Annotated in this window: 24 protein-coding genes; 11 read left to right on the top strand and 13 right to left on the bottom strand. The window is 64.1% G+C overall.

Annotation, left to right across the window (positions count from 1 at the left end; all coding sequences use genetic code 11):
- The first annotated feature begins 433 nt into the window (after positions 1-433).
- Positions 434-3,583, top strand: coding sequence for a DEAD/DEAH box helicase (locus tag AC4D12_RS13435; RefSeq protein ID WP_490950435.1), 3,150 nt, complete (start codon positions 434-436; stop codon positions 3,581-3,583).
- An 80-nt stretch (positions 3,584-3,663) separates the two neighbouring features.
- On the opposite strand, the gene AC4D12_RS13430 is transcribed toward AC4D12_RS13435, so the two are convergent.
- Positions 3,664-4,893: a ScoMcrA-related endonuclease gene (locus AC4D12_RS13430; RefSeq protein WP_490950434.1), complete on the bottom strand. Its 1,230-nt coding sequence runs from the start codon at positions 4,891-4,893 to the stop codon at positions 3,664-3,666.
- A 473-nt stretch (positions 4,894-5,366) separates the two neighbouring features.
- On the opposite strand from AC4D12_RS13430, the gene AC4D12_RS13425 reads away from it, so the two are divergent.
- The 3 genes from AC4D12_RS13425 to AC4D12_RS13415 all read left to right on the top strand — a co-directional run bounded on the left by AC4D12_RS13425 (position 5,367) and on the right by AC4D12_RS13415 (position 8,179).
- Complete coding sequence (locus AC4D12_RS13425; protein WP_490950433.1) at positions 5,367-5,756, top strand: DUF8548 family protein; 390 nt, start codon at positions 5,367-5,369, stop codon at positions 5,754-5,756.
- Between the two features lie 73 nt (positions 5,757-5,829).
- On the top strand, positions 5,830-7,662 hold the full coding sequence (locus tag AC4D12_RS13420) for a hybrid sensor histidine kinase/response regulator (RefSeq protein ID WP_490950432.1): 1,833 nt from the start codon (positions 5,830-5,832) through the stop codon (positions 7,660-7,662).
- Positions 7,663-7,699: 37 nt separating this feature from the next.
- The gene (locus AC4D12_RS13415; protein WP_490950431.1) at positions 7,700-8,179 is read left to right on the top strand and encodes an SRPBCC family protein; all 480 of its coding nucleotides are present in this window, start codon (positions 7,700-7,702) and stop codon (positions 8,177-8,179) included.
- A gap of 43 nt (positions 8,180-8,222) precedes the next feature.
- Here the strand turns inward: AC4D12_RS13415 and AC4D12_RS13410 are convergent, their stop codons facing one another.
- Positions 8,223-8,642: a GlcG/HbpS family heme-binding protein gene (locus AC4D12_RS13410; RefSeq protein ID WP_148600577.1), complete on the bottom strand. Its 420-nt coding sequence runs from the start codon at positions 8,640-8,642 to the stop codon at positions 8,223-8,225.
- A gap of 193 nt (positions 8,643-8,835) precedes the next feature.
- Here AC4D12_RS13410 and AC4D12_RS13405 point away from each other — a divergent pair, with 193 nt between their 5' ends.
- From AC4D12_RS13405 to dhaK, 4 genes are read left to right on the top strand one after another with little or no spacing between them, the layout of a single operon-like run.
- A complete protein-coding gene (locus AC4D12_RS13405) occupies positions 8,836-9,699 on the top strand; it encodes a class II fructose-bisphosphate aldolase (protein WP_490950430.1) in 864 nt (287 codons plus the stop codon).
- A gap of 2 nt (positions 9,700-9,701) precedes the next feature.
- On the top strand, positions 9,702-10,514 hold the full coding sequence (locus AC4D12_RS13400) for an HAD-IA family hydrolase (protein ID WP_490950429.1): 813 nt from the start codon (positions 9,702-9,704) through the stop codon (positions 10,512-10,514).
- Positions 10,511-11,143 carry a dihydroxyacetone kinase subunit DhaL gene (gene dhaL / locus AC4D12_RS13395; RefSeq protein ID WP_490950428.1) on the top strand — a complete coding sequence of 211 codons (633 nt, stop codon included), beginning with the start codon at positions 10,511-10,513 and terminating at the stop codon, positions 11,141-11,143. The genes AC4D12_RS13400 and dhaL overlap by 4 nt, the downstream gene beginning before the upstream one ends.
- Positions 11,144-11,186: 43 nt before the next feature.
- The gene (gene dhaK / locus AC4D12_RS13390) at positions 11,187-12,182 is read left to right on the top strand and encodes a dihydroxyacetone kinase subunit DhaK (RefSeq protein ID WP_490950427.1); all 996 of its coding nucleotides are present in this window, start codon (positions 11,187-11,189) and stop codon (positions 12,180-12,182) included.
- 84 nt (positions 12,183-12,266) lie between these two features.
- Here dhaK and AC4D12_RS13385 read toward each other — a convergent pair whose 3' ends face one another.
- Both AC4D12_RS13385 and AC4D12_RS13380 read right to left on the bottom strand, forming a co-directional pair.
- The gene (locus tag AC4D12_RS13385) at positions 12,267-12,902 is read right to left on the bottom strand and encodes a nuclease-related domain-containing protein (protein WP_490950426.1); all 636 of its coding nucleotides are present in this window, start codon (positions 12,900-12,902) and stop codon (positions 12,267-12,269) included.
- Between the two features lie 42 nt (positions 12,903-12,944).
- Positions 12,945-13,736, bottom strand: a complete 792-nt coding sequence (locus AC4D12_RS13380; protein ID WP_490950425.1) for an alpha/beta fold hydrolase — start codon at positions 13,734-13,736, stop codon at positions 12,945-12,947.
- A 505-nt stretch (positions 13,737-14,241) separates the two neighbouring features.
- Between AC4D12_RS13380 and AC4D12_RS13375 the strand changes: the two genes are divergently transcribed.
- Positions 14,242-14,886, top strand: a complete 645-nt coding sequence (locus AC4D12_RS13375) for a hypothetical protein (RefSeq protein ID WP_490950424.1) — start codon at positions 14,242-14,244, stop codon at positions 14,884-14,886.
- A 76-nt stretch (positions 14,887-14,962) separates the two neighbouring features.
- Here AC4D12_RS13375 and AC4D12_RS13370 read toward each other — a convergent pair whose 3' ends face one another.
- Positions 14,963-15,538: a DUF4230 domain-containing protein gene (locus tag AC4D12_RS13370; protein WP_490950423.1), complete on the bottom strand. Its 576-nt coding sequence runs from the start codon at positions 15,536-15,538 to the stop codon at positions 14,963-14,965.
- Between the two features lie 313 nt (positions 15,539-15,851).
- Between AC4D12_RS13370 and AC4D12_RS13365 the strand changes: the two genes are divergently transcribed.
- Positions 15,852-16,952, top strand: coding sequence for a type I restriction endonuclease (locus tag AC4D12_RS13365; protein WP_490950422.1), 1,101 nt, complete (start codon positions 15,852-15,854; stop codon positions 16,950-16,952).
- On the opposite strand, the gene AC4D12_RS13360 is transcribed toward AC4D12_RS13365, so the two are convergent.
- The 5 genes from AC4D12_RS13360 to AC4D12_RS13340 all read right to left on the bottom strand — a co-directional run bounded on the left by AC4D12_RS13360 (position 16,927) and on the right by AC4D12_RS13340 (position 21,516).
- Positions 16,927-18,210, bottom strand: a complete 1,284-nt coding sequence (locus AC4D12_RS13360) for a hypothetical protein (protein WP_490950421.1) — start codon at positions 18,208-18,210, stop codon at positions 16,927-16,929. The genes AC4D12_RS13365 and AC4D12_RS13360 overlap by 26 nt on opposite strands.
- Before the next feature lie 349 nt (positions 18,211-18,559).
- Positions 18,560-19,327, bottom strand: coding sequence for a VldE C-terminal domain-containing protein (locus AC4D12_RS13355; RefSeq protein WP_490950420.1), 768 nt, complete (start codon positions 19,325-19,327; stop codon positions 18,560-18,562).
- Positions 19,328-19,460: 133 nt separating this feature from the next.
- Positions 19,461-20,189, bottom strand: a complete 729-nt coding sequence (locus tag AC4D12_RS13350; protein ID WP_490950419.1) for an ion transporter — start codon at positions 20,187-20,189, stop codon at positions 19,461-19,463.
- A gap of 6 nt (positions 20,190-20,195) precedes the next feature.
- Complete coding sequence (locus AC4D12_RS13345; RefSeq protein ID WP_490950418.1) at positions 20,196-20,720, bottom strand: DUF421 domain-containing protein; 525 nt, start codon at positions 20,718-20,720, stop codon at positions 20,196-20,198.
- Positions 20,721-20,991: 271 nt separating this feature from the next.
- Complete coding sequence (locus tag AC4D12_RS13340) at positions 20,992-21,516, bottom strand: hypothetical protein (protein ID WP_490950417.1); 525 nt, start codon at positions 21,514-21,516, stop codon at positions 20,992-20,994.
- Here AC4D12_RS13340 and AC4D12_RS13335 point away from each other — a divergent pair.
- A complete protein-coding gene (locus AC4D12_RS13335) occupies positions 21,503-22,480 on the top strand; it encodes an excalibur calcium-binding domain-containing protein (RefSeq protein ID WP_490950416.1) in 978 nt (325 codons plus the stop codon). The two genes, AC4D12_RS13340 and AC4D12_RS13335, sit on opposite strands and share 14 nt — an antisense overlap.
- A 754-nt stretch (positions 22,481-23,234) precedes the next feature.
- Here the strand turns inward: AC4D12_RS13335 and AC4D12_RS13330 are convergent.
- From AC4D12_RS13330 to AC4D12_RS13320, 3 genes are all read right to left on the bottom strand, one after another.
- Entirely contained in the window at positions 23,235-24,137 is a 903-nt protein-coding gene (locus AC4D12_RS13330) for an aldo/keto reductase (RefSeq protein WP_490950415.1), read from the bottom strand.
- 106 nt (positions 24,138-24,243) lie between these two features.
- A complete protein-coding gene (gene tolA, locus AC4D12_RS13325) occupies positions 24,244-25,134 on the bottom strand; it encodes a cell envelope integrity protein TolA (protein ID WP_490950414.1) in 891 nt (296 codons plus the stop codon).
- Positions 25,135-25,499: 365 nt separating this feature from the next.
- Positions 25,500-26,627 carry a hypothetical protein gene (locus AC4D12_RS13320; RefSeq protein ID WP_490950413.1) on the bottom strand — a complete coding sequence of 376 codons (1,128 nt, stop codon included), beginning with the start codon at positions 26,625-26,627 and terminating at the stop codon, positions 25,500-25,502.
- Between the last annotated feature and the right edge of the window lie 29 nt (positions 26,628-26,656).

The following is a 26,656-nucleotide window of genomic DNA, read 5'->3' as shown; positions in this document are numbered from 1 at the left end:
AGCTGCGCCACGATCCATCTGGTGACTTCGACTAATCGCGGCGGGTGTTCGCCTGGCTGCGATACCCCACAACTTCTTCTACACGACCCGCTCGGCAGAATGCCCCTTATCGAAATCAGGTTCCAATGGTATCGATCGCATAACTCCCCAACGTCTTGCAGCTCCCTATCGTGCTTACAGCCAACTGATATGGACGGGGTACTCATCGCTCGAGCATCGAGCCTGCCAGCCTGCCAGCCTGCCAGCCTGCCAGCCTGCCANTATCGATCGCATAACTCCCCAACGTCTTGCAGCTCCCTATCGTGCTTACAGCCAACTGATATGGACGGGGTACTCATCGCTCGAGCATCGAGCCTGCCAGCCTGCCAGCCTGCCAGCCTGCCAGCCTGCCAGCCTGCACGATTTTGTCACTCCGCAGACTTAGCCTGAGCCTGTGGACGAATTTGGTGGGGGACAAGCGCGCGTGAAATTTGCTGAGGGTCTCTACGAGAGCCTCATCACCCAATCACTATCGGAGCGTCTCGCGGAAGCGCCTGAACTAGAAGCCCGAGTGGAGCAGCTGGGGGAGGCTGACGCGCTTACCGCCCTCTCTGGGCATGTTGCTGATGTAGTTCGTGAACTGTTACTGAGGGCGCCTTCAGGCCACCGCGTCGCTTTATCAAACCAATTCCTTTCGACGCTGTCAGCCGGCGGGGTGATTCACGAGGGGCCGTCACAGCTCCGGTCGCTTTATAGTCCCGCTTCGATAAAGCGGCGGGATTTACGTCGCCCCGTCACTGCACTCTCAGGATCTGCTCTCCTGACAAATGGTAGAGACGAACCAAACTTGGCGGCTGAGCTGCGCGCTGAGATGGAATCTGCCAACACCGTCGATCTTCTCTGCGCCTTCGTCCGTTGGACCGGGCTCAGGCTGCTCCACCCAGCTCTGGAGCGCTTGGTTGAACGCGGCGTGAAGCTACGCGTCATTACAACCACCTACATGGGTGCCACGGAACGGCGAGCTATCGATGAATTGGTCAGTCGCTATGGTGCCGAGGTCAAGATTAGCTATGAGTCACAATCAACCCGATTACACGCGAAGGCGTGGCTGTTTCGCCGGCACACTGGCTTCGACACGGCCTACGTAGGCAGCTCCAACTTGAGCAAGGCTGCCCTCGTCGACGGGTTGGAGTGGAATGTGCGCCTCAGCTCGGTCGCGACCCCAGAGCTCCTCAAGAAGTTCGAGGTGACTTTCGCTAGCTACTGGGAGCAGCGCGCGTTTCAGAGCTATGACCCGGCGCGGGACGGAGAGAAGCTCGACGCTGCGCTCGAGCGCAATGGAGGGAGACGCACGGGTCGACCTGCCACGACAACGGGGCTGGAGCTCGAGCCATACCTGCACCAGGTCGAGATGCTCGAAGATCTCGAGTCGGAACGGCTCAAAGGCCACACAAAGAATCTCATGGTGGCCGCTACGGGTACGGGCAAGACTGTCATCGCCGCGCTTGACTACCAGCGACTCTGCAACGCGGCGGGCCGACGCCTCAGGTTGCTCTTTGTCGCGCATCGGCAGGAAATTTTGAGGCAAGCGCTCAGCACATACCGAACTGTCATGCAGGATGGCGCGTTCGGTGAGCTTCACGTGGGAGATGACAAGCCATCGCAGTGGGACCACGTCTTCGCGTCGGTCCAATCGCTCGCTGCACGGGGAGTACGAACGTTCGAAGCGGACGCCTTCGATGTCGTCGTGATTGACGAGTTTCACCACGCGATGGCCCCAAGCTATCGCCGCATCATCGACCACCTCCGTCCTCAACAGCTACTCGGCCTAACAGCCACCCCTGAACGCGGCGACGGGCGGGACGTCGCCCAACAGTTTTTCGGTGGTCGGACCGCGAGTGAGCTGCGGCTCTGGGATGCATTGGATGCTGACCTTCTAGTGCCATTTCACTACTTCGGGGTATCGGACGATGTCGACCTCAGACAGCTGGGCTGGAAGCGAGGCACTTACGACATCGCGGAACTTGATCGTCTCTACACCGGTAACGACGCGCGCGCGGCCAAGGTGATTCGCGAGGTGCGCGACAAGGTCACCAATACCGACGACATGCGCGCACTCGGATTTTGCGTATCGGTTCAACACGCGCGCTACATGGCAGAGGTCTTCAATTGCGCCGGTATCCGATCGCTTGCCATCGATGGTGGCACCGATGATGCTGCGCGCGCTCACGCCCTGGCACAGCTGCGAGACGCATCTGTCAACTGTCTCTTCACTGTCGATCTGTTCAACGAAGGGCTCGACCTACCGCAGGTCGATACGGTGCTTCTTCTCCGTCCTACTCAGAGCTCGACGGTTTTCCTTCAACAGCTCGGCCGCGGACTGAGGCGAGCTGAAGGAAAGTCCGTGCTCACCGTGCTCGACTTCATCGGCCAGCAACGCCGTGAGTTCCGATTCGACCTTAGGTACCGAGCCCTCACTGGGTATGGACGAAAGCAACTCGAGCAAGCAGTGGAGAGCGAGTTCCCCTATCTCCCATCGGGCTCGCAGATCATTCTCGATCGCGTTGCTCAGAGGATCGTCCTCGACAGCATCAAAGCGCAGCTTCGCTTCACTCGCAGGCAGCTCGTAGAAGACATCGCGTCCCATGGCGAGACGGACCTAGGCCTGTATCTCGAGAAGTCGGGCAATGACCTCAAACAGCTGTACCGCACGAGTAAGGACTCTTGGACCAGCTACCTCCGCCAGGCAAAGTTGATTGGTTCTCCCGGTGAGGAGGGCGCCACTCGGCAACTCCTCGCGCTGGCCAGTCCTGAGGAGCAGAAGCTACTCGATCGAATGGTGCGCTTCCTTCATATCGATGATACTGAGCGTGCGGAGGCATACTCGAAGCTGCTTGAACCGTCTTGTGCGCCCTATGCCGATCTCGGTCCACGCGAGCAGACGTTCGCGCGGATGCTTTTTCATACGCTGTGGAACGACGGCGGCCGATTCAGTACCTACGAAGACGGACTTCGTGCCCTCCGTCAGTACCGCTTCGTCTGTAGTGAGATTCAGCAGCTAATCGCGCTCGGGGTGTCATCGTCCCGTCATGCAGGCAAGAGCCTCGGACTCGGGTTGCAGCACGTTCCACTCCTGTCGCACGCGACCTATCGCCGGGAAGAGATTTTGGCAGCGCTCAGCTACGGATCGCTGGAGTCAGGGAGGACGGTCCAGCACCGGGAAGGCGTCGCCTGGTGCCCACAAACTTCGACAGATGCCTTCTTCGTCACGCTGAAGAAGGACGAGAAAAATCACTCCGCGTCAACAATGTACAAGGACTTTGCGATTAGCCCAGAGCTGTTTCACTGGGAATCGCAGAACGCGACGTCGCCGACGAGCGCAGTAGGACAGAGATACCTCGACAGAAAGAGTCATGACTCGCATGTTCTGATTTTTACGAGGTCAACCGCTGAGGACGAAACTGGCCTTGCGGTGCCGTACACCTGTCTAGGCGCAGTGGACTATGTTCAGCACTCGGGTGAAAAGCCCATCGCCATCACCTGGAAGTTGCACCGGCCGATGCCTGCGGATGTTTTCGTGCAGGCAGCTGCCATGGCGCAATAGGCAGGTTAGCAAGCGTATGGGAGCGACGGCGGCCAGGATGCCGCCAGCGCTGGACTTCGGCCCGATCAGGTCGACTCGAACTAGATGCGAAAGTTCGTGTCCCACCGATGCTGGAAGTGCGGAACATTCTCGGCCTTGAACGCCAAGCAGTAACGACCCTGCAGGCGCAGGATTGCGTCGTCTTGCGAGAGCTGTAGTTCGGGGGATAAATGCACTTCACCTGAGCCGTCAACACCGATGAACCCCTGCTCGAACAACGCATCACACCCAAGCGAACACGCGAGCATGGCGATTGAATGAAAGTTGAGTCGTTCCTCCTCGGAGCACCACTTGCGAGCCTTGATGTGCGCCGCGACGAGCAGTTCTGCCGGGAGTGTGCGACCACAGATTGCACATTGCGGTCCGTAGTGGGCCAGAAGGTTCGCTCGAAGGTAGGTCTGCTCCGCCCTTCTAGTGGTAGTCGCGGGGAGGTCGGTTACTACGATCCCGGGAGGCAGTCGGCTGTCGACGGACGATGAGCCGTTGGCAGGCGACAGATGAAGCGTTCCTGAGCGACCGGCGAGGTACTGGATCATAGCCAGGCCCAGTGAAGGAGGTAAAGGAGATAAGTAGTTGCGTCCAGGCGTACCTGTAACGTTCATCGGGCCGGTTCGTGGGCCGATAAGTGGCTGCACTTCAGCTAACGACAACTCGACATCGACTAGCACCTGCTCGACCAGCACGAGCATCCCATCGTTGTACGGCGACGGGGGCCCGTAGTGCGTGGGGCGTTCACTTGGAACGGCGGTAACAACTACCCTGCTGACGCCGCGGGCCATCCCCGCCGAGTAATGGATAACCAAGTCTCCAAGTTTCATCCGTTCAAGGGACGGCACCCAGTCAAGGTGCCCCAGCCGGCCATCTGATCGGCGGAAGGCTGCCCACAGCGACCCTTCGCTGAATGCGGATCCGAAGTTGTCCCCTTGATTGACCCACCACACGCCCTGCTTCGTCGCGCCTTCGTCGGCACCAGACGAGACAGATAAAATCGAGGCCAAACGGCTTTGATCTATCCATAGGACGCCGAAGTCATCAAGTATGCGGGTTGTTGCTAGACCTCCCGAGAAGTCAGAGCTTTCTCGCGGCGTGAGGCAGCCGGAGTGGGCCGCAGCTGCGGAGATAAGCGCTTTGCTGTCGATGTGCTGCCCTTGATGGACTGCAACAAACTTCTTTGAGCGGTCAAACCCGTACTTTCTCCTGAATCTGACGCGCCCCAGCTTGTGCGCTTCTGCGACTGCCGCGTCGAACCCTTGTTGTGTAAATTCCCGCATGAGTCACCCTATTACTTTGGTTAAAAGAAATGCTGCCGATTTATTTTGCCGGCGTCGTCCAGTCGGGGTCGGCGAGGTGCCGTCGCAAAATAGATTCGAATGAGCATACTGGTTGGAGAGTGCCGCAATGAAGCGTAGCGTGCCCGGCCCTGATAGACGCTCGTCCCATTGGTAGGACGTGGTGCAAGAGTAGTTGTAGGAATTGGAGTTGAGCACGTGACCGATGTACAACGATTGCTGACGATGATCGAGGCCGAGCTTCCCCGGGACGAGTAGGCCGTCTGGCCCGGAGGACGGGCGGGCGCCATAGAGGCTGCTCTTATCGACGCTGTGCTTTCGATTCAGGCCAACTACGGATCCGAACACAACGGCGTGCGCGGTGCCGTGAATAGGTATGCCGCCGCTCTAGACCCCGAATCCGTGCCAAATGACCTCCAGCGACTTACGGGTTCAACGCGGAAACTCTGCAGGAGTTGCTTAACGACCAGATGATCAGTGGGCGCACCAAGGCGTCGGCTATTCAGGAAGCTGCGCGAAATCTGGTCGATGCCGGCGTCGTGCAGGCGGATGACCTCGAGGGGACAAACTCGGAGCATAAGAAGGCTTACACGAAAGTTCACGGTCTTGGTTCTGTGACGTGGGAGTACTTCTGCATGCTCCTTGGGACGCCCGGCGTGAAGGCCGATACCTGGATAGTTGCTGCAGTCAGCCGAGCTGTGAATCGTAAGGTCAGCCCGCAAGAGGCACGTGAAATCGTGGTCGAGGCGGCAGCGGCTCTCAACGAGAACCCGACACATCTTGATCACGCCCTCTGGGCTTATGAGCGGTCGCGGGTAGTAGAAGTGGAACCGGCGGACCTTTGATCGGGAGATAGGCCCGCTACTCTGAAGGCCCGTGCGCAGTGTCGCGCCGGGTTGCAGGAGACAGGTGCCGTACATGCCGCAGCTTCCCACGCCGAACGAGAGCCAGATCCATCTCAATGAGACTCCGCGCTCGGAGCTCGACCGCATCACCGAACTTGCTAGCGACCTGGCCGGACAGTTCGAGTTGGTGCCACTGCTTGAGCGCGTACTCGGGCACGCCGTCGCACTGTTGGATTGCGAGAGCGGTTCCATCTCGATCGTCCACGAGACCGAGGGCTACTACCGCAAGGAAGTGGACCAGGGGGTCGGCTGCCACCAGGGCCAGACCTTCCCTCTGACAGAGGGGCTCACCGGGCAGATTGTCGCCACCCGCGGGACGGTGATCCTCGACCGCTACGCCTCCGTTGCCATCGGGCACATCGACCCCGCTGACCCACGCTGGGGGAGTGCCGTCATTGGAGTGCCCATCGCGTGGGACGGTGCCATCATCGGCACATTCGCTATTTTTAGCAACGGGCCCGGCCGCGTCTTCACCGCAGCTGACGCGTCGCTCGTGGAGCTCTTCGCCAACCACGCTGCGATCGCGATCATGAACTCCCGGCTGCACCAGGCAGCTGCCGCGAAGGAACGCGAAATCGCCGTCGCCGGTGAACGCGAGCGGGCGCTGCAGGGCGTACACGAAACCATCGGCCGGTCGCTCGGATCGCTCCTGCTACACCTCGACCGGGCGGACAAGGCGACCCCAGGCGGATCACCTTCCATCCAGCACATCGACTCCGCTCGCGTGCTCGCCCACGAAGCGCTCTTCGAGACCCGACGAACTGTGCTCGGTCTGGCGCCCGCGCGTCTCACCGGCACTTCCCTCGAGGACGCGGTCCGGCAGGAAATCGACCGCGTGGGTGCTGACTATCCCATCGACTTCACATTCCTCGTTAGCGGTGAGCAGCATGAGCTCGCACCCGTCGTCGCGCATCAGCTGTTCATGCTGATCCAGGAGGCGGTCGCGAACGTCGTCGCGCACGCCCGTGCCACCACCTGCCGGGTCGGCATCTTCTACGACGCCACGTCCATGTCAGCGGTAGTCGAGGACAACGGTCGCGGCTTCGACCGCGATGCAACGTTGAGTGACACCGGCAGCGGCAAAACCCGGCTCGGCCTGCACGGCATGGCCGCTCGCGCCCACTATCTCCGCGGCGAATTCCACGTCGACTCGACACCGGGCTGGGGGACCAGCATCCGCGCGGAAGTGCCCTTCTCCTCTAACGGCGACGGGTCGCGGGAGCGCTGGAAAGTGTTGGTCGCCTGCACGCAGCCGCTGATCCGCGCCGGGCTCGTTCGCCTGCTCGAGACCTCCGAGCCGTCCGTTCAGGTGCTGGGCGAGCTTGCCACACTCGAGGACCTAACCGAAGCGGTGTCCCTGCTGCAGCCGGACATGATTGTCCTCGACGAGCATCTGCTGAGCCAGTATGCGGAGGTGAGAGGCCGAAACGGTGAATCGGTCGAACGGCCGATCGTCGCCGTCGTCGACCGCCCCACGCACGAGCAGCTGGCGGCAGCAGCGTCGTCGGGCGTGCGGGGTTTCATCTCGCTGTCCTCGACGCCGTCGGAGGTGGCGCGCGTCGTCGTCGCAGCCGCCCGAGGAGACGCCCTGCTGGACGGGGCCGTCTTCAGCCGGCTGGCCGAGACGCGGCAGCCTCCCGAGGAGGAGCCGAGCGCCGTCCACCTGACAGCGCGAGAACTTGAGGTGCGCGACCTGCTCGCCGAAGGGCTGGCGGACAAGCAGATCGCCACGCGGCTCGGGATCTCCGTGAAGACCGTGGAGAAGCACGTGGGGTCGATGCTCCGGAAGACCGGCGCCCGCAACCGCACCATGCTCGTGACCCTGCAACAGGACGCGACACAGTAGGTAAAGAACGTACGAGGTGCTCTGTGAGAATGGGCGCATGAGTCAGCCCGCAGCCCTGCACCACGAGCAATCCATCACCATCGCGGCGTCGCCGGAGAGCGTCTACGACCTCGTCTCGGATATCACTCGCACCGGCGAGTGGAGCCCTGTCTGCACGCAGTGCTGGTGGGAGGACGACGCAGAGGCTGGTCAGGTCGGCGCCTGGTTCACGGGACGTAACGAGCTCCCCGACCGTACCTGGGAGACCCGATCGCAGATTGTCGCCGCGGAGCGCGGGCGGGAGTTCGCGTGGGTGGTCGGCGGCGACAGGGTGCGCTGGGGCTACACGCTGACCCCGGACGGAACCGGGACCATCCTGACAGAGTCGTGGGACTTCCTGCCGGGTGGTGTCGCCTTCTTCGAGGAGAAGTTCGGGGCCGATGCGCCCGCGCAGATTGTTGACCGGACCCGGCTCGCACACGAGGGCATCCCGACGACCCTCGCCGCGATCAAGCGGATCGCTGAGTCCGGGACGTAAGCGCCGCCGTCGTCACTTTTGAGGACGTAAGCCATTAGCCGTCTCAGTAGGCGGCGACACCTGCCTCGGCGACTTCCTGGTCCTGCTCGATGGTGCCGGTGGAGACGCCGATTGCGCCCATGATGCTGCCGTTCCGCACCAGCGGGATGCCGCCGGGGAACACCGCGAGCCGTCCGCCGTGCGCGTCACTCAAACCGTAGATGGGGCCGTCCTGCCGGGTGACGCCCTGCAGGTCGCCGGTCTCGCACTGGAACGCGATGGACGTGTAGGCCTTGTTGATCGAGATGGTGATGCTGCCGATGTTCGCGCCGTCCATCCGCACGTGCGCCTTCAGGTTGCCACCGGCGTCCACCACGGCGATGTCCATCGGCTGGCCGATCTCCGTGGCCTTCGCAGCCGCGGCGTCGATGACTCGGCGGGCTTCCTCGGAGGTGATGGTCTCGAGCACTGATCCCTGGGGCATGGGGTGTCCTTCGTCGTCGAAGTTCGTTCAGGAGGATGAATCACGGCCGGGCCGGCCGCGCCCCACTCAACCATTCGCCGTCGTGCCCTGGCGAGGTGGTGATTACCCCCAGAGGGGAGGGAGGGGTACCACCCATTCCGGCGCGGGCGGCGTGCCCCTAGCGTGGGGAGCAGCCTACCCAGGAGGAATCGCCATGGGCGTCGTACCGCTGAAGGACATCGTGGAGCCGGCCTTCCAGGCCCGCTACGGGGTGCCCGCCATCAACATCTTCAACGACCTCACCATGGAGGGCGTGCTCGCCGGAGCCGTGGAGGCCAACTCCCCGGTGATCCTGCAGACCTCCGTGAAGACCGTGCGCTCCATCGGCTCGCGGGTGCTGTTCGACATGTGGCAGTCCATGACCCGCGGCATCGAGGTGCCCGTCACGCTGCACCTGGACCACTGCCCCGACCGCGCGGTGGTCACCGAATGCCTGAAGGCCGGCTGGAACTCGGTGCTGTTCGACGCCTCCGAGCTGCCGGTCGAGGAGAACCAGCGCCAGACCATCGATGTCGTCGCCGAGGCCCGCAGCTACGGCGCCCAGGTGGAGGGCGAGATCGAGGCCATCACCGGCGTCGAGGACGATCACGGCTCCGACGAGGTGTCCAAGCAGCAGAGCCTCGAGGTGGCGCTCGCGTTCATCGACGCCACCGGGATCGACGTCTTCGCCCCCTCGATCGGCAACGCCCACGGCAGCTACAAGGCAGCACCCGTGCTCGACGTCGACCGCGTCACGCAGATTGTCGAGGCTCGGAACGTGCCCATCGCCCTGCACGGCGGCAGCGGACTGAGCCCAAAGCAGTTCGCCGACCTCATTGCCCGCGGCTGCGCGAAGGTCAACATCTCCACGGCCCTCAAGGAGCAGTACATGCAGTCCAGCCTGGCGTTCCTGAAGCAGGCGGAGCAGAACAACAAATGGGATCCGCCGTCGCTGTTCAAGCACACGCGGGCCGACGTCGTCGCGATGGTCACCGACCTCTGCGGCCAGTTCGGCAGCGCGGGCAAGGGCGGCCGCTGACCATGCCGGCCCTGATCTTCGACTGCGACGGCGTGCTCGCCGACACCGAGCAGTACGGCCACCTCCCCGCCTTCAACCGGACCTTCACGGACTTTGACGTCCCCGTGCAGTGGAGCGTCGAGGAGTACGCGGAGAAGGTGAAGATCGGCGGCGGGAAGGAGCGAATGCGGAGCATCCTCACGCCCTCGCTGACTGCCTCGTTGGGGCTGGACGACGACGCCGCGGTGGACGCCGCGATCCTCTCCTGGCACAAGCGGAAGACCGAGGTCTACAAGGGACTCGTGGAGAGCGGCGTCATGCCCGCACGTCCCGGCATCGCGCGGATCGTGCAGGAAGCGCACGACGCCGGGTGGACGCTCGCCGTCGCCTCCACCTCTGCCGAACCCGCGGTCCGCGCGGTGCTTACGCACGCCGTCGGGGACTCTCTGGCGGCGCAGTTCTCGGTGTTCGCCGGGGACGTGGTGCCCGCGAAGAAACCCGCACCGGACATCTACCTGCTGGCGCTCTCCGAGCTGGGGGTGTCCGCGGACGACGCGATCGTCGTCGAGGACAGCAGCAACGGGCTCCGCGCCGCCGTCGGAGCCGGGCTCCGCACCGTGGTGACGGTCAGCGGCTTCACGCGCGAGGAGGACTTCGCGGGTGCCTCGCTCGTGGTCAGCTCACTCGGGGATCCCGACGGCGAGCAGGCCGAGATTCTCGCCGACCCGCGCGGCGCCGAGCCATCCGGCGTCGTCACCCTCGCCACCCTGCAGACACTGCTGTCCGCACCCGGCCCTGCTTCTGAGGCCGCGAACACCGAAACGGAGACCTCATGAGCGCCACCGACCTCGCCGACGTCGAATTCGTTGTCCACTCGCTGGCGAAGACCGCCGTCGAGAAGGAGAAGGAGTTCGGCGACCTCGACGCCGTGGTGGGCGACGGCGACCTCGGCTACTCCCTGGCCCGCGGCTTCGAGAAGGTCCTCGCGGACTGGGATTCGTTCAAGCGCGACGACGTCGCCACGTTCCTCCAGCAGATCGCCATCGCGATCTCCAGCAGGATCGGCGGAACGTCCGGACCGCTGTGGGGCACCGCGTTCCTCCGGGCGTCCGCCGCCGCGAAGACGGTGGACACGATCGATGGGACCGCCGTCGTCGCCATGTTGCGCGGAGCAACCGACGGCATCAAGGCCCGCGGCAACGCCGACCTCGGCGACAAGACCCTGCTCGACGCCCTCATCCCCGCGACCGACGAACTCGAACGGCAGCTCGCGGCAGGCGCCTCGCCGTCGGAGTGCCGTGCGGCGTTCGGCGCGAAGATGCGCGAGTGCGCGGATGCGACGTCCACCCTCGAAGCCCGTCGCGGCCGCGCCAGCTACAGCGGGGAGCGCAGTATCGGCTCGCCCGACGCCGGCGCGGTGGCCGTGGCGATCATCGCCGAGCGCATCGTGGCTGACTGGCCCTGACTCTTTCTCTCGTCCGTCCGACTCACAACGAAGTGGAGAACCCATGAAGAAGTTCGTCAATGATCCGCAGCAGTTCGTCCCCGAGATGCTCGAGGGCCTCGCGCTCGCCAACCCGGACACCCTGAAGTACGTGCCCGAGTACAACCTGATCATGCGCGCCGACGGCCCGGACCAGAACAAGGTGTCGATCGTGCAGGGCTCCGGGTCGGGGCATGAGCCCGCGCACGTGATGATCGTGGGCAAGGGCATGCTCGACGCCGCCTGCCCGGGTGACGTCTTCGCGGCGCCGCCGTTCGACTACGTGTACGAGACGACCAAGCTCATGGCCTCGCCGAAGGGCGTGCTGCTGCTGGTGAACAACTACACGGGCGACAAGATGGTGTTCGAGATGGCGCAGGAGATGTCCTCCGCCGAAGGCATCGAGGTGAAGACGCTCTTCATCAACGACGACGTCTCCGTCGAGGACTCGACCTACACGATCGGCCGCCGCGGGGTCGCGGGCAACTTCTTCGTGATCAAGGCCGTGGCCGCTGCCGCCGAGCGCGGGGCGGACCTCGACGAGGTCATCCGGATCGGCGAGAAGGTCAACTCCGTGACCCGTACCATGGGCGTCGCGCTGACCGCGTGCACGCCGCCGGCGAAGGGCAGCCCGCTGTTCGAGCTCGGCGAGGACGAGATCGAGATGGGCGTCGGCATCCACGGTGAGCCGGGGCGTCGTCGGGCGAAGATGATGTCGGCCAACGAGATCGTCGAGGAGCTCCTGGCGCCGGTGGTCAAGGATCTGCCGTTCGAGAGCGGTGACCGCGTGGCCCTGATGGTTAACGGCCTCGGCGGCACTCCGATCAGCGAGCTGTACCTGCTGTACGGGCAGGCGCACAAGCGTCTGGCGGAGCAGGGCATCACCGTGGGCCGCAACTACGTGGGGGAGTACTGCACCTCCCTCGACATGGCTGGCGCGTCGATCACGCTGGTCAAGCTCGACGACGAGATCGAGTCGCTCCTCGCGGACCCGGCGGAGATCCCGATCCGTACCTTCTGACCCTGGTCACTGCACGACGGCGGGCCGGTCACCTTCGGGTGTCCGGCCCGTCTCTTTGTGCTGCTCGAGTTCGAGGGGCTTCGGTCAGGGGCGCGAGTTCTCGGTCTTCGGGCCGGTCCGCATGGCGTCGACCTCGCGACACAGGTGCGTGAAGACCGCCGAGAGGTCCTCCATCGGACCCACGTCCAGGCGTCGGGGGTGGTCGGGGTCTTCTGGTAAGGGGCTGGCCACTCGGGCCAATTCGTCCAGAGCGTGCTCCAACCCGGCCGGGGTCATCCGTTCCGACCCGATGTGCTGTTGCGGATCCCACTCCGAATCCGCAGCTTGAGGCTGGTCAGGAGTTAAGACGGCAAACGCGAACGGCCAGCCGGCGTCGTCCGACAGGCGGGTGAGAATCTCCATGAGCGCGAAGGTGGCGTCTCCGGCTTGATCCCACGGGCTGCGCCGCATCGCATGGTCATGGCCTCCCCGGTCCGTCGAGTACCAGACACCGTCACCGGCCTGCCCAATCTGTCCTCCCTTGACCTCCAGGACCAGGACCGCACCCTTCCACAGGACCACGAAGTCCACCTCACCCATCACCTTCTTACGGTGTCGAGGAAGGGGGACCGAATGGAAGGCCACGCCGTCAACGGAACGGATGTCCCGGAGCGATCCGGCGACCCTACGTTCGGCGTGACTCCGGGCGTCGATGTTCTCGCTCGACGCGATCAACCTCATGGCAACTCCACCTTGCAGTAGTGAGTGCGCCTCAGACGGCGGTCACTCAGACCCAGCGGCAGTGGCGTCGACGATGAACCGGGTTGTCTCCTGCGGTTGGTCCCAGTGCGGGAAGTGTCCGCAGTCCTCGAAGACGTGCAGGGTGGCGTCCGGGTAGAGCGACATGGCGACGGCGGCCTGGCTGAGCGGGGTGACCCTGTCCGCACGACCCCAGCCGAACGCCAGCGTGCCTTTGATCGTGCCCTTGGGTGCGCCTGCTTGGCGTGGTCCGTGCGCGAGCGACCTGCGTGCTTCGTCAAGACTGGGCGAGGTGGCGAATCCGCGGAGCTCCGTCAGGACGAGGTCCGGGTCGAGCTTCCATGGGGCCGCTGAGAATTGGGCGAGCAGCGCCGTCCGGCCGGCAGTCTGCTGGACGAGTGACGGCAGGACGGGCTGAAGGCGCCGGACCAGCGCGATGGACGCGGTGATGCTGCCGTTGAAGATTCGTACCTGGGTGTCGCTCCAGAATCCTCCGGGATCGAGGGCGACGACGTTGCCTGCGTGACCCCGCCGCGCCAGCTCGACGACGATCCGCGCCCCCATCGAGCTTCCGGCGATGTCTGCGCCGCGCAGGTTCTCCTGATCGAGGAATTGCTCGACGGCGTCCGTGAGGGTCGCGATGGTCACCTCACCCGCGAGCGGCTCGCTGCTGCCGAACCCGGGTAGGTCGATAGCAATGACCTCGCGTTGTTCCTGCAGCATAGGAACGATGGGATCCCAGGTGCGGACGCTCGAGCCGAGCCCGTGCACGAGTACGAGTGGCTTTCCAGTGCCGGTCCGTTCGCTGTTCAACATGAGGGAGCCCTTCGTAGCCGGCGTGTGGTGCCAGTCTACGAGGGCACAGAACGCTGTAGACGACTCCCGCAATGGTGAGGAACTGGGGCGAGTGAAGCTGCCCTTGCCGGGCCGGCAGGTGCGCTTGGGTGAGCAGTAGTCGTAGCTGGAGGCCTCCGATGAGTTGGGTTCGTGTCTCAACGGACTACTAAGTCTCGTGGCCGTCCGTTCCGGACCCTTGCCATGCCAAACGACTTGTTCCATCGCGACGTCGACCGCAGCCACTGCACGACCGCGGGCAGGTCACCTTCGGGTAACCGGTCCGCCACTTTGTGCAGTGTCTGCGGCTCCTCAACATTGGTTAGCGCTAACCAATGGTACGGACGCCGGTTCGCGTCACAGCGGCTACCCCATGGGAGATGATGCGTCCATGGAATCCGAGGCTGTGTCGCCGTCAATGATCGCCCGCCTACTCGAGGAGATTTCGTGGGAGAAGGCCACGAAGTATCGGCGTGGAGGGCGTGGCATGGAGAACGTCCTCACGGCTGAGGTTCTAATCGCATTAGACCTGCTGCCGCGTCAGCATTTTCTGGGCGTAGTGATGAGCGCCTGTTCTGGAGCGTGTTCCACGAGAGCGCGATTGGTCGAAGGGGCGGAACAAGCCGACATCTCTCTTTTGTCCGGCGACATGTCGGTCAACCCGTCAGCAGAAGCTGGCTCCACGTTCATTGTGCAACCGGATGCCCTCTTCATCTCGCCGGGCGTCTTCACCTTAGTAGAGGCGAAACGCATTAAGGCCAGCGCCTTCCAACCTGAACAACTCGCACGCGAGTACGTGGCAGTCTTGAGCAATGCAGGCGAGCTGAAGCCGTTGCTGTTCCTTCTCGGAGTCGAACCTCCCGTGGCACTTAAAGGACTCGGCAAGATGCCACTGCATGAGGCGATCCGGCGACATCTTCCGGCGATACTGGCGCGTGCAGGCGACGTATCGGCCTCCGAAGAGGAATTGATCGCGGGAATCGACGATGTAGTGTGCTGGATCTCGTGGACCGCCCTGGAGAAATCGGTGGAAGCCCAGCTGGCGTCATTTTCGTGCGAGGACTTAAGTACGGCGGCTGCGGTCCAACGGATTGGGCGACAGCTTCTCAACGCGATCGCCTGGCACTCTTAGGACCTCATGTAGGGTCTCCGCGGGGTGCACTGCTGGATTTTCGACTCGTCAAGGTACTCAGTAGCGCGCAGGACTCTCATGAGTCACGGAAGGCCACCTGCATATCGAGCGCTCCGAACATCCCGGTCAACATTGCCCGCGTATTCTCGGACGCCTGCGTGCGAAGCTCTGACTCGTCGGCGGCTGCGGCCATGCGCGTTTCGGCTTCCAGGTAGTACTCGGACTGCTCAGGCAACTCGAAGGCGTCGGATACTCGCTCTAAGGCTCCCCGATCCTGCGAAAACAGGTAAGACCGTTCCTGGTCGAGGTTGGGCTTGTCCAACTCTGGTTCGGGCAAGCGCATTGTTACCGTGGTTCCGTCAGGCGAGAGTGTCAGGTCGCCGTCGCTCAACCCGGACATGTCCACGTAGGCGTTGACGGTTCCGGCAGCGACGAAAAGCGTCCGACGGCCGGAGAGAAAGTCTGGCAACCAGGGAACGTCGTCTTCGACGTCGAGCACTACTTCGAAATTACCGACAGCCGCGTTGTACTGACTGAGTTCTTGAACTGAGGTCAGCAGCACGGGCTGGCTTCGATCGATCCGGTTCGCCTGCAGCGGATTGATGCCGTTCAGGGTCAACGCGCCGATACCGACGACGATGACCAGCAACATCCCAGTCACCACGAGTGCAATGTTCGTTAGAGCTCTCTTCATTACCGGTCCCTTGTCGGTAGAAGGGCCTTGACGACCGATCTGATGTGATTCCAACTCGGTCCTGGCGCCGGCTGGTATACGCGGTTGAAGTGTAGCGTGCCACTTCGCCAGGAACCCCCTGATGCGATCTCCTTCTACGCGATCGGATGATGAGTAGATCTGCCCGGTCGGTGAGAGTCGGGCCACCCTTCGTGTGTCGCAACCTCAACTGAACGATTCAAGGCCAAGGCGGAATAGTGTTGCTGAAAACCGACTCGACACAGGGGGATTAATGGAGTTTGCAGAGCGATTGACCGCGCTTGCCGCGAAGGTGCGGCAGCAGAGGGCTCAGATCGAGACGGAGGAGGCGACGAAGAATGCGTTCATCATGCCGTTCATCTCGACCATCCTCGGTTACGACGTATTCAACCCCTTGGAGGTTGTCCCCGAGTTCACAGCGGATGTCGGTGTGAAGAAGGGCGAGAAAATTGATTACGCCATCATGCATGGCGGGACCGTGCAGATTCTGATCGAGTGCAAGAAGTCCAAGGAACCGCTCAAGATCGAGCACGCATCGCAGCTGTATCGCTACTTCGCCGTTACGAACGCGCGGATCGCGATCCTGACGAACGGCGAAGTCTATGAGTTCTTCACCGATCTTGATGCCCCGAATCGGATGGACTCGAAGCCCTTCCTAGTACTCGATCTCAACGACATTGACGAGACGCTGATCCCCGAGCTGATGAAGCTGACGAAGGATATCTTCGATCTGGACTCCATCATCAGCGCGGCGGGTGAGCTGAAGTACATTGGTCAGATCAAGCGGACTCTGGCGGCTCAATTCAAAGAGCCGGACCCCGAATGGATCAAGTCATTGACCATGAGGGTCTACGACAGCGGCGCCTACACGCAGAAGGTTCGAGAGCAGTTCACGCCGCTGGTGACGAAGGCGACGAAGCAGTTCCTCAACGAGCAGGTGAACGAACGGCTGAAGGCTGCCCTTGGCGCGCCGAACTTCCCCATGGCTAACGATTCGGTGATCGCTGCCACTGTCACCAGCGAGGCATCAGTGGAAACCGATCTCGCCGAGACGGGCGTCGAGACTACGCTCGAGGAGATGGAAGGCTTCCAGATTGTCCGTGCGATCGTTTGCAATGAGGTGAAGCCGCTCCGGGTTGTGCACCGCGACGCAAAGTCCTACTTCGCCGTGTTGCTCGACGACAACAACCGGAAACCAATTGCACGGCTTCACTTCAATCGTGTGCAGAAGTACCTCGGGATCTTCGACGAGCAGAAGGTGGAGCAGCGCATTGCCATCACGTCGCTCGACGAGATCTACGACCATGCAGACGCTCTTCGGTCCAGCGTCAGGGCGTATCTTGCGACGGGTTGATGGGTTGCTGGTCCGGTGATTCCTCGAGTTGCTTCAGGTCGTTGGATTTAGTCCGCTTCGGCCACTTCGGACGAGAGAACTCGATCTCACGAAGCTTTGCTACCCGGGGCCGAGCGCCAGCTACGGCCCCGGGTAAAGCGTTCGCTGCGGATCCAACCGCCTGGCGCGTCTGTGTTGCGAGGTCGCCTACGGATTTTCTCCAGGATTCGCGCTCGACAGCTCCGTAGATAAGATCTTCTAGGCCGTAGATCTTTGCGAAGGTGGCTACTGTCTTTTGGATCGCTTCTGCGGAGTCAAGAGTCGATTTGCTCCGGAGCGGGCTGACGACGCGTGAAAGATCGGTAATCGTCGCGCTCTTACTGACGGCGTCGTTGACTTTGTGAAGTCGCTGGCCGGTGAGCTCCCGTCGACGGGCGTTCGCACGATTGATCGCGCGTGCGTGGTGCTCCACCTCCAGTGGTTCGGTCGTCGCGACGTGAACGACTTCGAGAGCATCAAAACGTTCCTGATTGGCTTGGCAGGCGGCCAGCAGGACCAGCCAACTCTGCAGTTCAGTGCGACTCGTAAGCCGTATCGCGTCTGCCCGCTCCGACGAAGAACCGGCGAGGAGGGATTCAGCGAGCGCGTCCACTTGGTTCAGCGCGTACGAACTTGATTGCGCGAGCGCGGTGCTGTGGCTGCTGATCTGTGCCCATGTCGTCTCGCTCACTCGACCCGTGTCTTCGTACATCGCGTAGGCCTTCTCCAGTACGAGGGTGACTCCCTGTACGTTGCCCAACGCCTCCGCACGATTGTCGTTCAAGAGCCGATCGAGCTTAATATCCATCGCCTCAACAAGCTGTTCGAGGTCGGCCAGTGCCGCCTTCAAGGCAGCTGCTGCGCTCAGTGCAGCGACATTGGAAACTGCCATTGGATTGAGCTGTGCGGGCTCGAATTTGGCGGTGGAGGCGATTCTGCCTTTCGCACCGCGAATGATGCCGCCGACCGGTCCGTCGGGATTGAACTGGCGCAGCTTGTCCAGCAGATGAGCAGACTCGGCGGTCATCGAGAAAGTTGCACCGACCGTTGACGGACCTGCAACAGACCCCATCCCGGCTACGGCGGCAACAGCATTGATCGTTGCGCGTTTGGCCGTCGTGACCAATTCTGGTCGCACTGCCAACTCCTGCATGAAGTGCTGTACAAGGTCAGTACTGCCCACCACTGCAACATCGTTGCCGCTGATGAAAAGCCCAAGTTCCTGAGTCTGTTGCTCCATAGCCTCATCTAAGCAGCTACGTTGCGCATCGTGATGCAGGAGTACTGACTGCGGAAAGCAACAGTATGCACTGCCGTCAGTCGTCGTGTTGGTGTACCGACCAAGTTCCGCCGCGGAGGTCGTCAAGCATGCTCGCTGTGTTTTCGGATGCGCTGATTCGGGTAGGGGCCAGGAAGTCCATTCGCCTCGATCGCGCGGCTCGGACGGCGCCGGTACGCGTCAAACGATCGAAAGTAGTGAGCGACGGCGGAACGAGAATCGCGACGACCTCGCGGTCAAGGGTGACGTTGATGGTCTCGCCGTTCTTGATGCGATCGATCAGTCCATCGATCAGGCGGAAGCAGGAGCTTTAGACGTCGCCGCCCCGCAACACGTCCACGTGCACGTGGTCGAGGTGACGCAGGATCTCGTTCGCAGGCTGAGGCGCCTCGTAGTTCTGCCATGTTCCGCGGGAGTTGCGGGAGCTCCAGAAGTGGTCGTCGAAGATCACGTACTGGATATCCAGCTCGTCGGCATGGGCGACGAGCCAGTGAGCGACCATCCAGCCCGAACGCCGGTTGTCCTCGCTGACCGGCCGGAAGAACACGTCCACCGCGCGGCCGTCGTAGTGCGTCGACTCGCCGCCGTGGCCCTGCCCCACCCCGCCGGGCTCGAACCCACCCAGGCTCTGCTCGCCGAAGACCTCGGTCATCGCCGTACGCACGCCTTCCGCGCGAGGCGTGAGACCCGTCGCGGTCAACTCCTCCTGCGGCAGCCCGTCGGCAGCGGTTCCCTCGCACCGCAGCACAGGTCCGGCGTCGTCCGCCGGTCCGGTGGTGAGCGCCTGCAGGACGGCGTCGTCGATCCCCGCCGTGTCGGGTGAGGCCAGGCCGCGCGCCTGCAGCGCGACCGCCGTCGTCGCCAGCTGGGCCTCCTCGCGGTCGAGCCCGATTGTCCCGTCCGCCGTCTCGACGGTGCAGTCGGAGGTGCCGAGCAACGGGCCGGCGCCGGAGCGCACACCGCTGATGAGGCCGGGGCCGACGAACGCGAGCACCGCGCAGAGGGCGCCGACCACCACGAGCCCGAGGAGGACGCCGGCCGAACGTCGTCGGCGGCGGACAGCGGTGCTACTGGGCACGGGCGGCGCCTGCCATGACACGCGCCGTCGGACGCCTGCTCGCTCGTGCTGTGCGCACCGTGCTCATGTCGGCCGAACCTTCCGTCGTCGTCGGGCGCTGGCTCACGATCGGAACAGGACAGCACCCAGAAGGTTAATCGACGGGACGCGGAGGTAGTTCCATGGCGGGATCGTCGGACGACGGGGAAGGCGAGGCTGCGCCGCGCAGGAAGAAAGCGCCGAGTGACCCTGCGAGGGTGGCGAAGACGGCGACCGAGTAGACGGCGAGCAGTACCTGGAGGACGCGCGCGAAGGGGGTGGTCGGGGTGATCCCTGTGCCGGTGATGGTGGCCATCGCCGATTCGAAGAGGGCGTCCGCGTAGGAGGTGTGCGTGCCCGTCGCGTACAGCAGTTGGCTGGAGGCCAGGATGACGACGGCGGTCACGGCCGCCAGCCATCCGATGCGGCTTGAGAGAAGCCGTCCGGCCGAGCGCGATCCGCGCACACCCGCGGAGATGATGCCGCCGAAGCGGGCGAACCGGGCCAGGCGGACGACCCGCAGCGCCTGCAACGCCCGGAAGAAGCGCAGGAAGGGCACCAAGAGGAAGACGACCTGCCACCAGCTCTTCCTCCAGAACGCCCGGCTGAAGCCCGCGATGTACGCGCGCAGCAGGAACTCGGCGACGAACACCGCCCAGAAGACCCAGCCCAGGATGGTGAAGAACAGGATCATCCCGGGGCTGGTGGCAAGTAGCTGGCCGAGCACCACGAAGAGGAAGATGACGCCGAGGATGCCCATCGGCTTGTCCAACCGGGCGGCCACGGCCTCGGCCCGGCGCAGCGCGGTCTCCGGCGGTAGCTCCGCGCCTTCAATGTCGGTCATCGCTGGTCAGTCGTCCTCGCGGGGGTAGCCGATGATGCCACTCATGGCGGAGCCGCTGCCCAATGCCTCCGTGGGGATGACGCTGAGGGTGCCGTTGGTCTCCAGGACGACGGCGGCGACCGAGGACAGATCGCCCGTGCCGGTACTGCGGACGGCCTGCAGCACCTCGGACTCGGTGAGCCGGTTGCGGCGGAGCTCGCCGTGCTGCAGGCGGCCGTCGACGACGAGGGCTGTGGGCTTCGCGGTGATCGCGTTGCGTGCTCCCGGCCGGCGGCCGGACACCCAGGCGACGAGGAATTGCTGCCCTGCGAGGAGAACCAGGGCAGCGACCCCTTCGGCGTAGGCGACGTCGGAACTGAGGAGGATGGTCGCGAGGGTGGAGCCCAGAGCGACGGTGATGATGAAGTCGAAGGCATTGAGTTGGCTCAGCGTCCTCTTCCCCGAAATTCGCAGGAGGCCGATCAGGGTGGCGTAGGACACCGCGCCCACGATCAGGACCCTGAGGATGTCCGTCCAGGAGTCAAACCACATGGTCGCCTCTGTTCGTACCCACGTCAGGCGTGGCGTCAGGGCCCGGGAAGTAAGTGCCGGACATCGTGCAAGAGCTCATCATCGTGGTCTCCTTCACTGCGGCTCGCGTCCACCTTACTGATCCTCCACCGCCGGCATCCGGTCCCACGTGCCGGTTGACGGCGGGCCAGGTCTGAGCGGCTGCCGCGCCTACACACCGATAGGCTGCGCTCGGCACGTCATCGCGTCAACGATCTCTGGGGGATCCCATCACCGCATCACCGGGCCCGTTTCAGCCCTCAAGACGTACGACTTTCCGGCCGAAGGTCCGCCTCCTCACGGCCATTACCGCCGGCCTTGCCCTCTTCCTCGTGGTCATCGGGCTCATCAGCAACGGGTTGAGCGGCGCACTGGTCATGGCCGCGATCTTCGCGTTCTTCACCGGCGTGTACACACTCCTCACCAGTAGGCCATCATGGGCGCAGCTCCGGGGACGACGGGCCGGGGCGATGACGGCAGGCGCTGCCGTCGTCGTCATGATGCTGGGAAGCGCCATCGCTCCGGCGTCGGACTCGGCGCCCACGGCCGTTGCGGAGCAGACCACTGCACCGACCACCGGGCGTGCAGGGACGAGCGCCCCCAGCACTAGCGCTCCCACGTCCTCGCCGTCGCGGTCCGCAACACCGTCACCGTCAGTCACGGCAACTCCTACACCCAGCCCGACGACGTCGGACGTCGCCCCGCTCGACGCCGACGCCGTCGTCGAGGCCACCGGAACGCCGGCAGCGCCGTCGGACCAGCCGGTGGCCAACACCACCGCGCTCGCGCTACTGGAGACGCTGCCCATCAAGGGCAGGGCGCCGAAGACCGGCTACGACCGCCAGCAGTTCGGGCAGGCGTGGCTCGACGTCGACCGCAACGGCTGCGACACCCGCAACGACATGCTCAACCGTGACCTGACGGACATCGTCCACGCGAACTCGGTGCCGTGCAAGGTGCAGTCGGGCACGCTGGCCGACCCCTACACGGGAACCACGATCGCGTTCCAGCGCGGGCAGACCACGAGCGACGACGTGCAGATCGACCACGTCGTCGCCCTGTCCGACGCCTGGCAGAAGGGTGCGCAACAGCTGACCGTCGATCAGCGGGTCGCCTTCGCGAACGATCCGCTGAACCTCCAGGCGACCGACGGGCCCACGAACCAGCAGAAGGGCGCGGGCGACGCCGCCACCTGGCTGCCGCCGAACACGGGGTACCGCTGCGAGTACGTGGCGCGGCAGGTCTCGGTGAAGGCGACCTACGCGCTGTGGGTCACGCAGGCCGAGCGCGATGCGATGGTGCGCGTGCTGTCCGACTGCAACGGCATCCTCGCGCCGACTAACCAGGTGGCGCCGTTCGTGACGCCGCCGGCCGAGCCCGCCCCGTCTCCCGAGCCGGCGCCCGTCGTCGTGCCCGTTGCCCCCGCGCGCGGAGCCTTCGCGAACTGCAGTGATGCCGCGGCAGCCGGGCTGTCGAACATCCCCGTGGGCTCGCCCGCGTACTCGGCGGATCAGGACGGCGACGGCGACGGCGTCGCCTGCGAGGGTGGAGCGTCAGCTCCGGTTGCGCCTGCGCCGGTCGCCCCTGTGCCGGTGGCACCTGCTGCCGTTGCGCCGGCACCTGCGCCGGTCTACGCCAACTGTTCAGAGGTCCGTGCTGCCGGGGCTGCTCCGATCTACCCGGGTGACCCCGGCTTCCAGCCCAAGTTCGACGGGAACAACGACGGCGTCGGTTGCGAGTGAGCGACCGGAGCGAGCAGGTCGATGAGCTGACTGATGTGATCGACGAGGAATCGCAGGAGGGATGCCCTATTGAACGGTATCCCGACGACAAAGGGGGAAAACAGTGGATTGGGTGGACGCAGCTCAGGTTGTGGGAGCTTTCGCAACGGCCGGCGCGCTTGTATTCGTCGGTTTCCAGACGAAGTACTCGCGTGAAGCCGCGAGTGCAGCGCAGCGGATGCATGAGCTCGAGAGTGCACGTGATCGGACCAGCGCAGAGGGCGAGTTGCGTCGTCAGGCAAGCCACTTGTCAGTGTGGCCGGTAGGGCTTCCCGTGGAAGGGGGCAGGGAGGATTGGGGCGTCATCATCAGCAACCAGTCGGCGTCACCGGTGTTCGACGTCGTCCTCGTACGGAGTGAGGGGCGCACTCGGAAGGGGAAGATGATCGTTGCCATGAGAGGGCGGGCGGAGGTTCTTCCGACAGGGCGCTACTTCCTGAGCAGTGGGGAGAACCGTTGGATCGAGCAGCTTCCCGCCGACATCGATCCGCGACCCATCATCGGGAATGCCGGCTACATGCCGGAGCCTCGTTTCCGGGACATCGATGGAAATGCTTGGGTTCGAAACCAGGAGGGCGTACTCGCCCGAGCTGCAGGGACGGAACACCAGACAAGCGCTTAGTCGCGGGCATATTGTCCGGTTTCGCATAGCGACGTGACGGCGGGGCAGTCACCCCCGGTGACCGCCCCGCCGTCGTTCCTTTGCGTTGTGGCCCTACATGCTCCAGGGCTCCGCGTGGATGTCCGTCTCGTCCGACCAGCGGCGCTGCAGGGCGAAGAGCTCATTCACGACGTCCTGTGGGAGCGGCTGGATGTCACGACTGACCTCGAGCAGCTCGCGCAGGTTCTCCTCGCGGCTCGCGGACCCGACCGTCGAGACCATCTGAGGTGTGCTGTGCGCGAAGCGCATGCAGAACTCCGGCCAGCTCACGACGCCGGACCGCTCGAAGACGGGAGCGACCTCGACGGCGCGCTCCTGCAGGTACGGCTGCCACGCTGCACCGGGGACGTCGCGGAGGGTGTGGACGGGAGCGCCTGCAACGGTGCGCATCGAGATGATGGGCTTGTCCTGCGCCAGCAGTTCGTCCCAGAGTTCGTTCGAGGCGAAGCGCTGCAGCGGGTTGAGGTAGAAGATGTAGCCGTCGATCAGCCCATCGAGGTGCCCGGCCCTGAGCGCCGCGAGGGGAGCCTCGGACGTCCACGGGAAGATCTCGAGGACGAAGCGGCCCACGAGCCCCTCGTCCCTGATGCGCTGCAGATCGGCGAGCACCGGTCCGCCCGTCCGCATGTCCTCGGCGAACGCCCCGGCACCGGTGAGCTGGCCGATATCGATCGAGCTGATGCCCAGCGGTTCGATGTTCTCCGCGATGGTCGCCCGGACGTCGTCGGCCGTGCCGCCGCCCAACTTCACCATGACCGGCGGGACCTTCGATCGGTCCTCGTCGAAGGCGGCGCCGAGGACCTCGAGCGCGTGGTCGTACTGACGTGAGGTGTGGAGCCACAGCCCGGCGTCGATGGCGGTCCGGGCCATGTGGGCCTGCTGGTCGCGGGGAACGTCGTCGTGCCCGAGGCGCGTGGTGCCGTAGATGTACGGAGGGAGGTCTGACAGTGGCTTCATTGCCTCAGGCTACCGGGGAGGACCGGATGAGCCCTGAAACATCGGAAGGCCGCCCGCTCCAAGAGGAGCGAGCGGCCTTCCAGGGAGGGCAGGAGATCGATCAGGCCTAGAGGCCCGTGGTGCTGACCCCGTAGTCGGCCTGCTCAGGGGTGTAGCCCTCGTAGATCAGCTGGTCGTAGAGGCCGGCACGCGAGAATGCGGTGAAGTCGAGGTAGTCCGCGGCCTTCTTTGCAGCTTGCTCGTTCCAGTCGACCGTGATGCGGTCGACTGCCCACGTGGCATCCTCCACGGAATACTCCTCGTAGATCAACTGGTCAATGAGGCCCGTCCTGGAGAACGCTGTGAAGTCCAGGTAATCGTTGGCTTTGCGCCTAGCATTCTGCTGGCTGATGGTGCCCGCCGCGGCCTTCTCAGCTGCGTCAGCCTCCGCCTTCGCTTTCGCGTCGGCTTCGGCTTTGGCCTGTGCCTCGGCTGCTGCAACGGCGTCCGCTTCCGCCTTCGCTTTTGCGTCGGCGTCCGCCTTCGCTTTCTCCTCGGCCTCCCGCGCGGCGTCCGCTGCGGCCTGCGCCTCGGCCTCGGCCTTTTTCTTCGCGTCCTCCTCGGCCTTCACCGCCGCTTCGGCTTCAGCACTCGCCTCGGCTTCGGCCTCCTTCGTCGCCTCGGCTGCAGCGCTCGCGCTGGCTTCGGCGGCCGACGGCGTCTCCGTGGCGTCGCTCGACTCCGTCGCCGACGGCACGGATTCGGTATCAACTGCTGCCGTCTCCAACGGCGCCGACGGTGTCGGTGACACGATCCCGCCGATGAGGAGCAGCACGACGGCCGCGCCCAATGTGGCACCGCCCCACTTCCTCGCGGGGAGCCGGAGCCAGGAGGGCCGGCCGAAGATCAGCGTGTACAGGCCGGTGAAGAACAGGAAGACGGCGAGCGTGGAGATGACCCCGCCGAACCCGCTGGTGATCCCGCCGATGATCATGAACAGCACCACGATGGCGGCCACGACGTAGGTCGAGACGGTCGCCCGCGGACGCGGTGGTGTGGGCGGTCGGGACGGGTTGTATGCAGGAAAGTGGTCGGATGACGATGACATGGATCCCCCGGGAAAAAGTGAGTTCGTGATGGAAAGAAGTGCGGCGTCGACGCCTCGCGCTGTGCGCCGGCGCGTCCTCATTGCAACTATTCATCACCGCCGCCGCGCATGGGCAGGAACCGGCAAACCTTGAGCCGAACCTCGGAACAGGTGAGGAAGGCCTTCGGCTTTCATGCGGAAAACGCCGCATCGACACGTCTCCGTGCTCGCCCGAAGACTGAGGAGTAGGCCTCTCCCTCGAGGGCATGTCACCGCTCGAGAATGCTCGGCGGCGACTAGCGCGTGACCCGCTCGAAGGGCGACGGCGCCGCACCCGTCCACCGGTAGAGGTCCAGCACGGCGGTCTGCTGGGTGACGCCGTCCTCGACGAGGCGGCCCTGCCGGGCGATGTAGAAATAGCCGTTCCCGAGTGACTCCATGCCGACGTCGGCCGTGAAGTTCCAGCCGCGGATGCCGGTGGGCCCGTGGCGCAGGCCCTGCTCGGCGAGGGGGAGGAGCAGGCCTTCCTCGTAGGCCGGTTGGCCGACGATCTCGCCACGCAGGGGCCGCGACGAGCCGTCGATCGCGTAGAGCGAGTAGCTGGGGAACTCTGGCTTCGCGCCCTTGTAGACGCCGAGGAGCCAGGTGTGGCTGGCGGCGTCGTAGTTCAGGTTCTGCACGCCGAACCGGGTGTTGCCGGTGTGGACGAAGTACTTGCCGTCCGTCGTCGCCGGCCCCGAGGTGTGCGGGGCGGCCTGGGAGAGGGGCTGCTCGTACTTCTTCCAGCGCGTGACGTCGTACTGCAGCAGCACCTGGTGGTCGTTGTCCGTGCGGCCGAGATTCGAGTACACGCCGTACGCGACGGTGAGCAGCTGCTTGCCGTTCTTGCGTCCGAAGGCCGAGCCGAAGGTGACGCCGTCGATCCCACTGCTGCCGTACCGGTGGTCCGAGGTGTCCGCGATGTTGCCGTCGAACACGCCGTTGCCGTCCATGTCCGCTGTGAAGTCCTGCACCACCTCGTCGAGGTACACGGCGGTGACGATGCCGTCCGTCTCGGCGTCCATGCCCATCCTGGTGATGCGGCTCGCGTCGAAGATGACGATGTAGAAGGACTCCGCCTCCTTGTACTCCAGCGACCCGTAAACGCGGCCGTCCTTCTTGTTGAAGTCGAGATCGCCCAGGTGCCCGGTGAAGCCCGTGACGGTGCCGAGCACGGTGCCCTCGAGGTCGGTCTTCACGAGCATGGTGGTGAAGGAGTAGTAGATCACCTCGTTCTCGGTGTCCACGGCGATGCCCTGCAGGTGGCCGGCGGGCCAGGCACCGCCGTCGACCGGGGTGGGGAAGTCCTGAACCGCCGGCTTGGCTGCTCCGGTGACGAGGACGGCGGACAGGAGGACGGCGAGGAAGCGGAACGCGGCTCTCATGACGCCAACGCTGCCGAGCGTAGTCACCA

It is taken from the genome of Arthrobacter sp. TJ-266 (genome assembly GCF_058269115.1).
This window is presented reverse-complemented; position numbering and strand designations above follow the sequence as displayed.

Coding starts and splice junctions, on each gene's coding strand:
- AC4D12_RS13365 (WP_490950422.1), top strand. CDS start 15,852: ATGGAGTTTGCAGAGCGATTGACCGCGCTTGCCGCGAAGGTGCGGCAG.
- AC4D12_RS13415 (WP_490950431.1), top strand. CDS start 7,700: ATGAGTCAGCCCGCAGCCCTGCACCACGAGCAATCCATCACCATCGCG.
- AC4D12_RS13360 (WP_490950421.1), bottom strand. CDS start 18,210: ATGGAGCAACAGACTCAGGAACTTGGGCTTTTCATCAGCGGCAACGAT.
- AC4D12_RS13420 (WP_490950432.1), top strand. CDS start 5,830: ATGCCGCAGCTTCCCACGCCGAACGAGAGCCAGATCCATCTCAATGAG.
- AC4D12_RS13345 (WP_490950418.1), bottom strand. CDS start 20,720: ATGTGGTTTGACTCCTGGACGGACATCCTCAGGGTCCTGATCGTGGGC.
- AC4D12_RS13400 (WP_490950429.1), top strand. CDS start 9,702: ATGCCGGCCCTGATCTTCGACTGCGACGGCGTGCTCGCCGACACCGAG.
- AC4D12_RS13330 (WP_490950415.1), bottom strand. CDS start 24,137: ATGAAGCCACTGTCAGACCTCCCTCCGTACATCTACGGCACCACGCGC.
- AC4D12_RS13405 (WP_490950430.1), top strand. CDS start 8,836: ATGGGCGTCGTACCGCTGAAGGACATCGTGGAGCCGGCCTTCCAGGCC.
- AC4D12_RS13320 (WP_490950413.1), bottom strand. CDS start 26,627: ATGAGAGCCGCGTTCCGCTTCCTCGCCGTCCTCCTGTCCGCCGTCCTC.
- AC4D12_RS13370 (WP_490950423.1), bottom strand. CDS start 15,538: ATGTTGCTGGTCATCGTCGTCGGTATCGGCGCGTTGACCCTGAACGGC.
- AC4D12_RS13375 (WP_490950424.1), top strand. CDS start 14,242: ATGGAGAACGTCCTCACGGCTGAGGTTCTAATCGCATTAGACCTGCTG.
- AC4D12_RS13430 (WP_490950434.1), bottom strand. CDS start 4,893: ATGCGGGAATTTACACAACAAGGGTTCGACGCGGCAGTCGCAGAAGCG.
- AC4D12_RS13385 (WP_490950426.1), bottom strand. CDS start 12,902: ATGAGGTTGATCGCGTCGAGCGAGAACATCGACGCCCGGAGTCACGCC.
- dhaK (WP_490950427.1), top strand. CDS start 11,187: ATGAAGAAGTTCGTCAATGATCCGCAGCAGTTCGTCCCCGAGATGCTC.
- dhaL (WP_490950428.1), top strand. CDS start 10,511: ATGAGCGCCACCGACCTCGCCGACGTCGAATTCGTTGTCCACTCGCTG.
- AC4D12_RS13410 (WP_148600577.1), bottom strand. CDS start 8,642: ATGCCCCAGGGATCAGTGCTCGAGACCATCACCTCCGAGGAAGCCCGC.
- AC4D12_RS13380 (WP_490950425.1), bottom strand. CDS start 13,736: ATGTTGAACAGCGAACGGACCGGCACTGGAAAGCCACTCGTACTCGTG.
- AC4D12_RS13350 (WP_490950419.1), bottom strand. CDS start 20,189: ATGACCGACATTGAAGGCGCGGAGCTACCGCCGGAGACCGCGCTGCGC.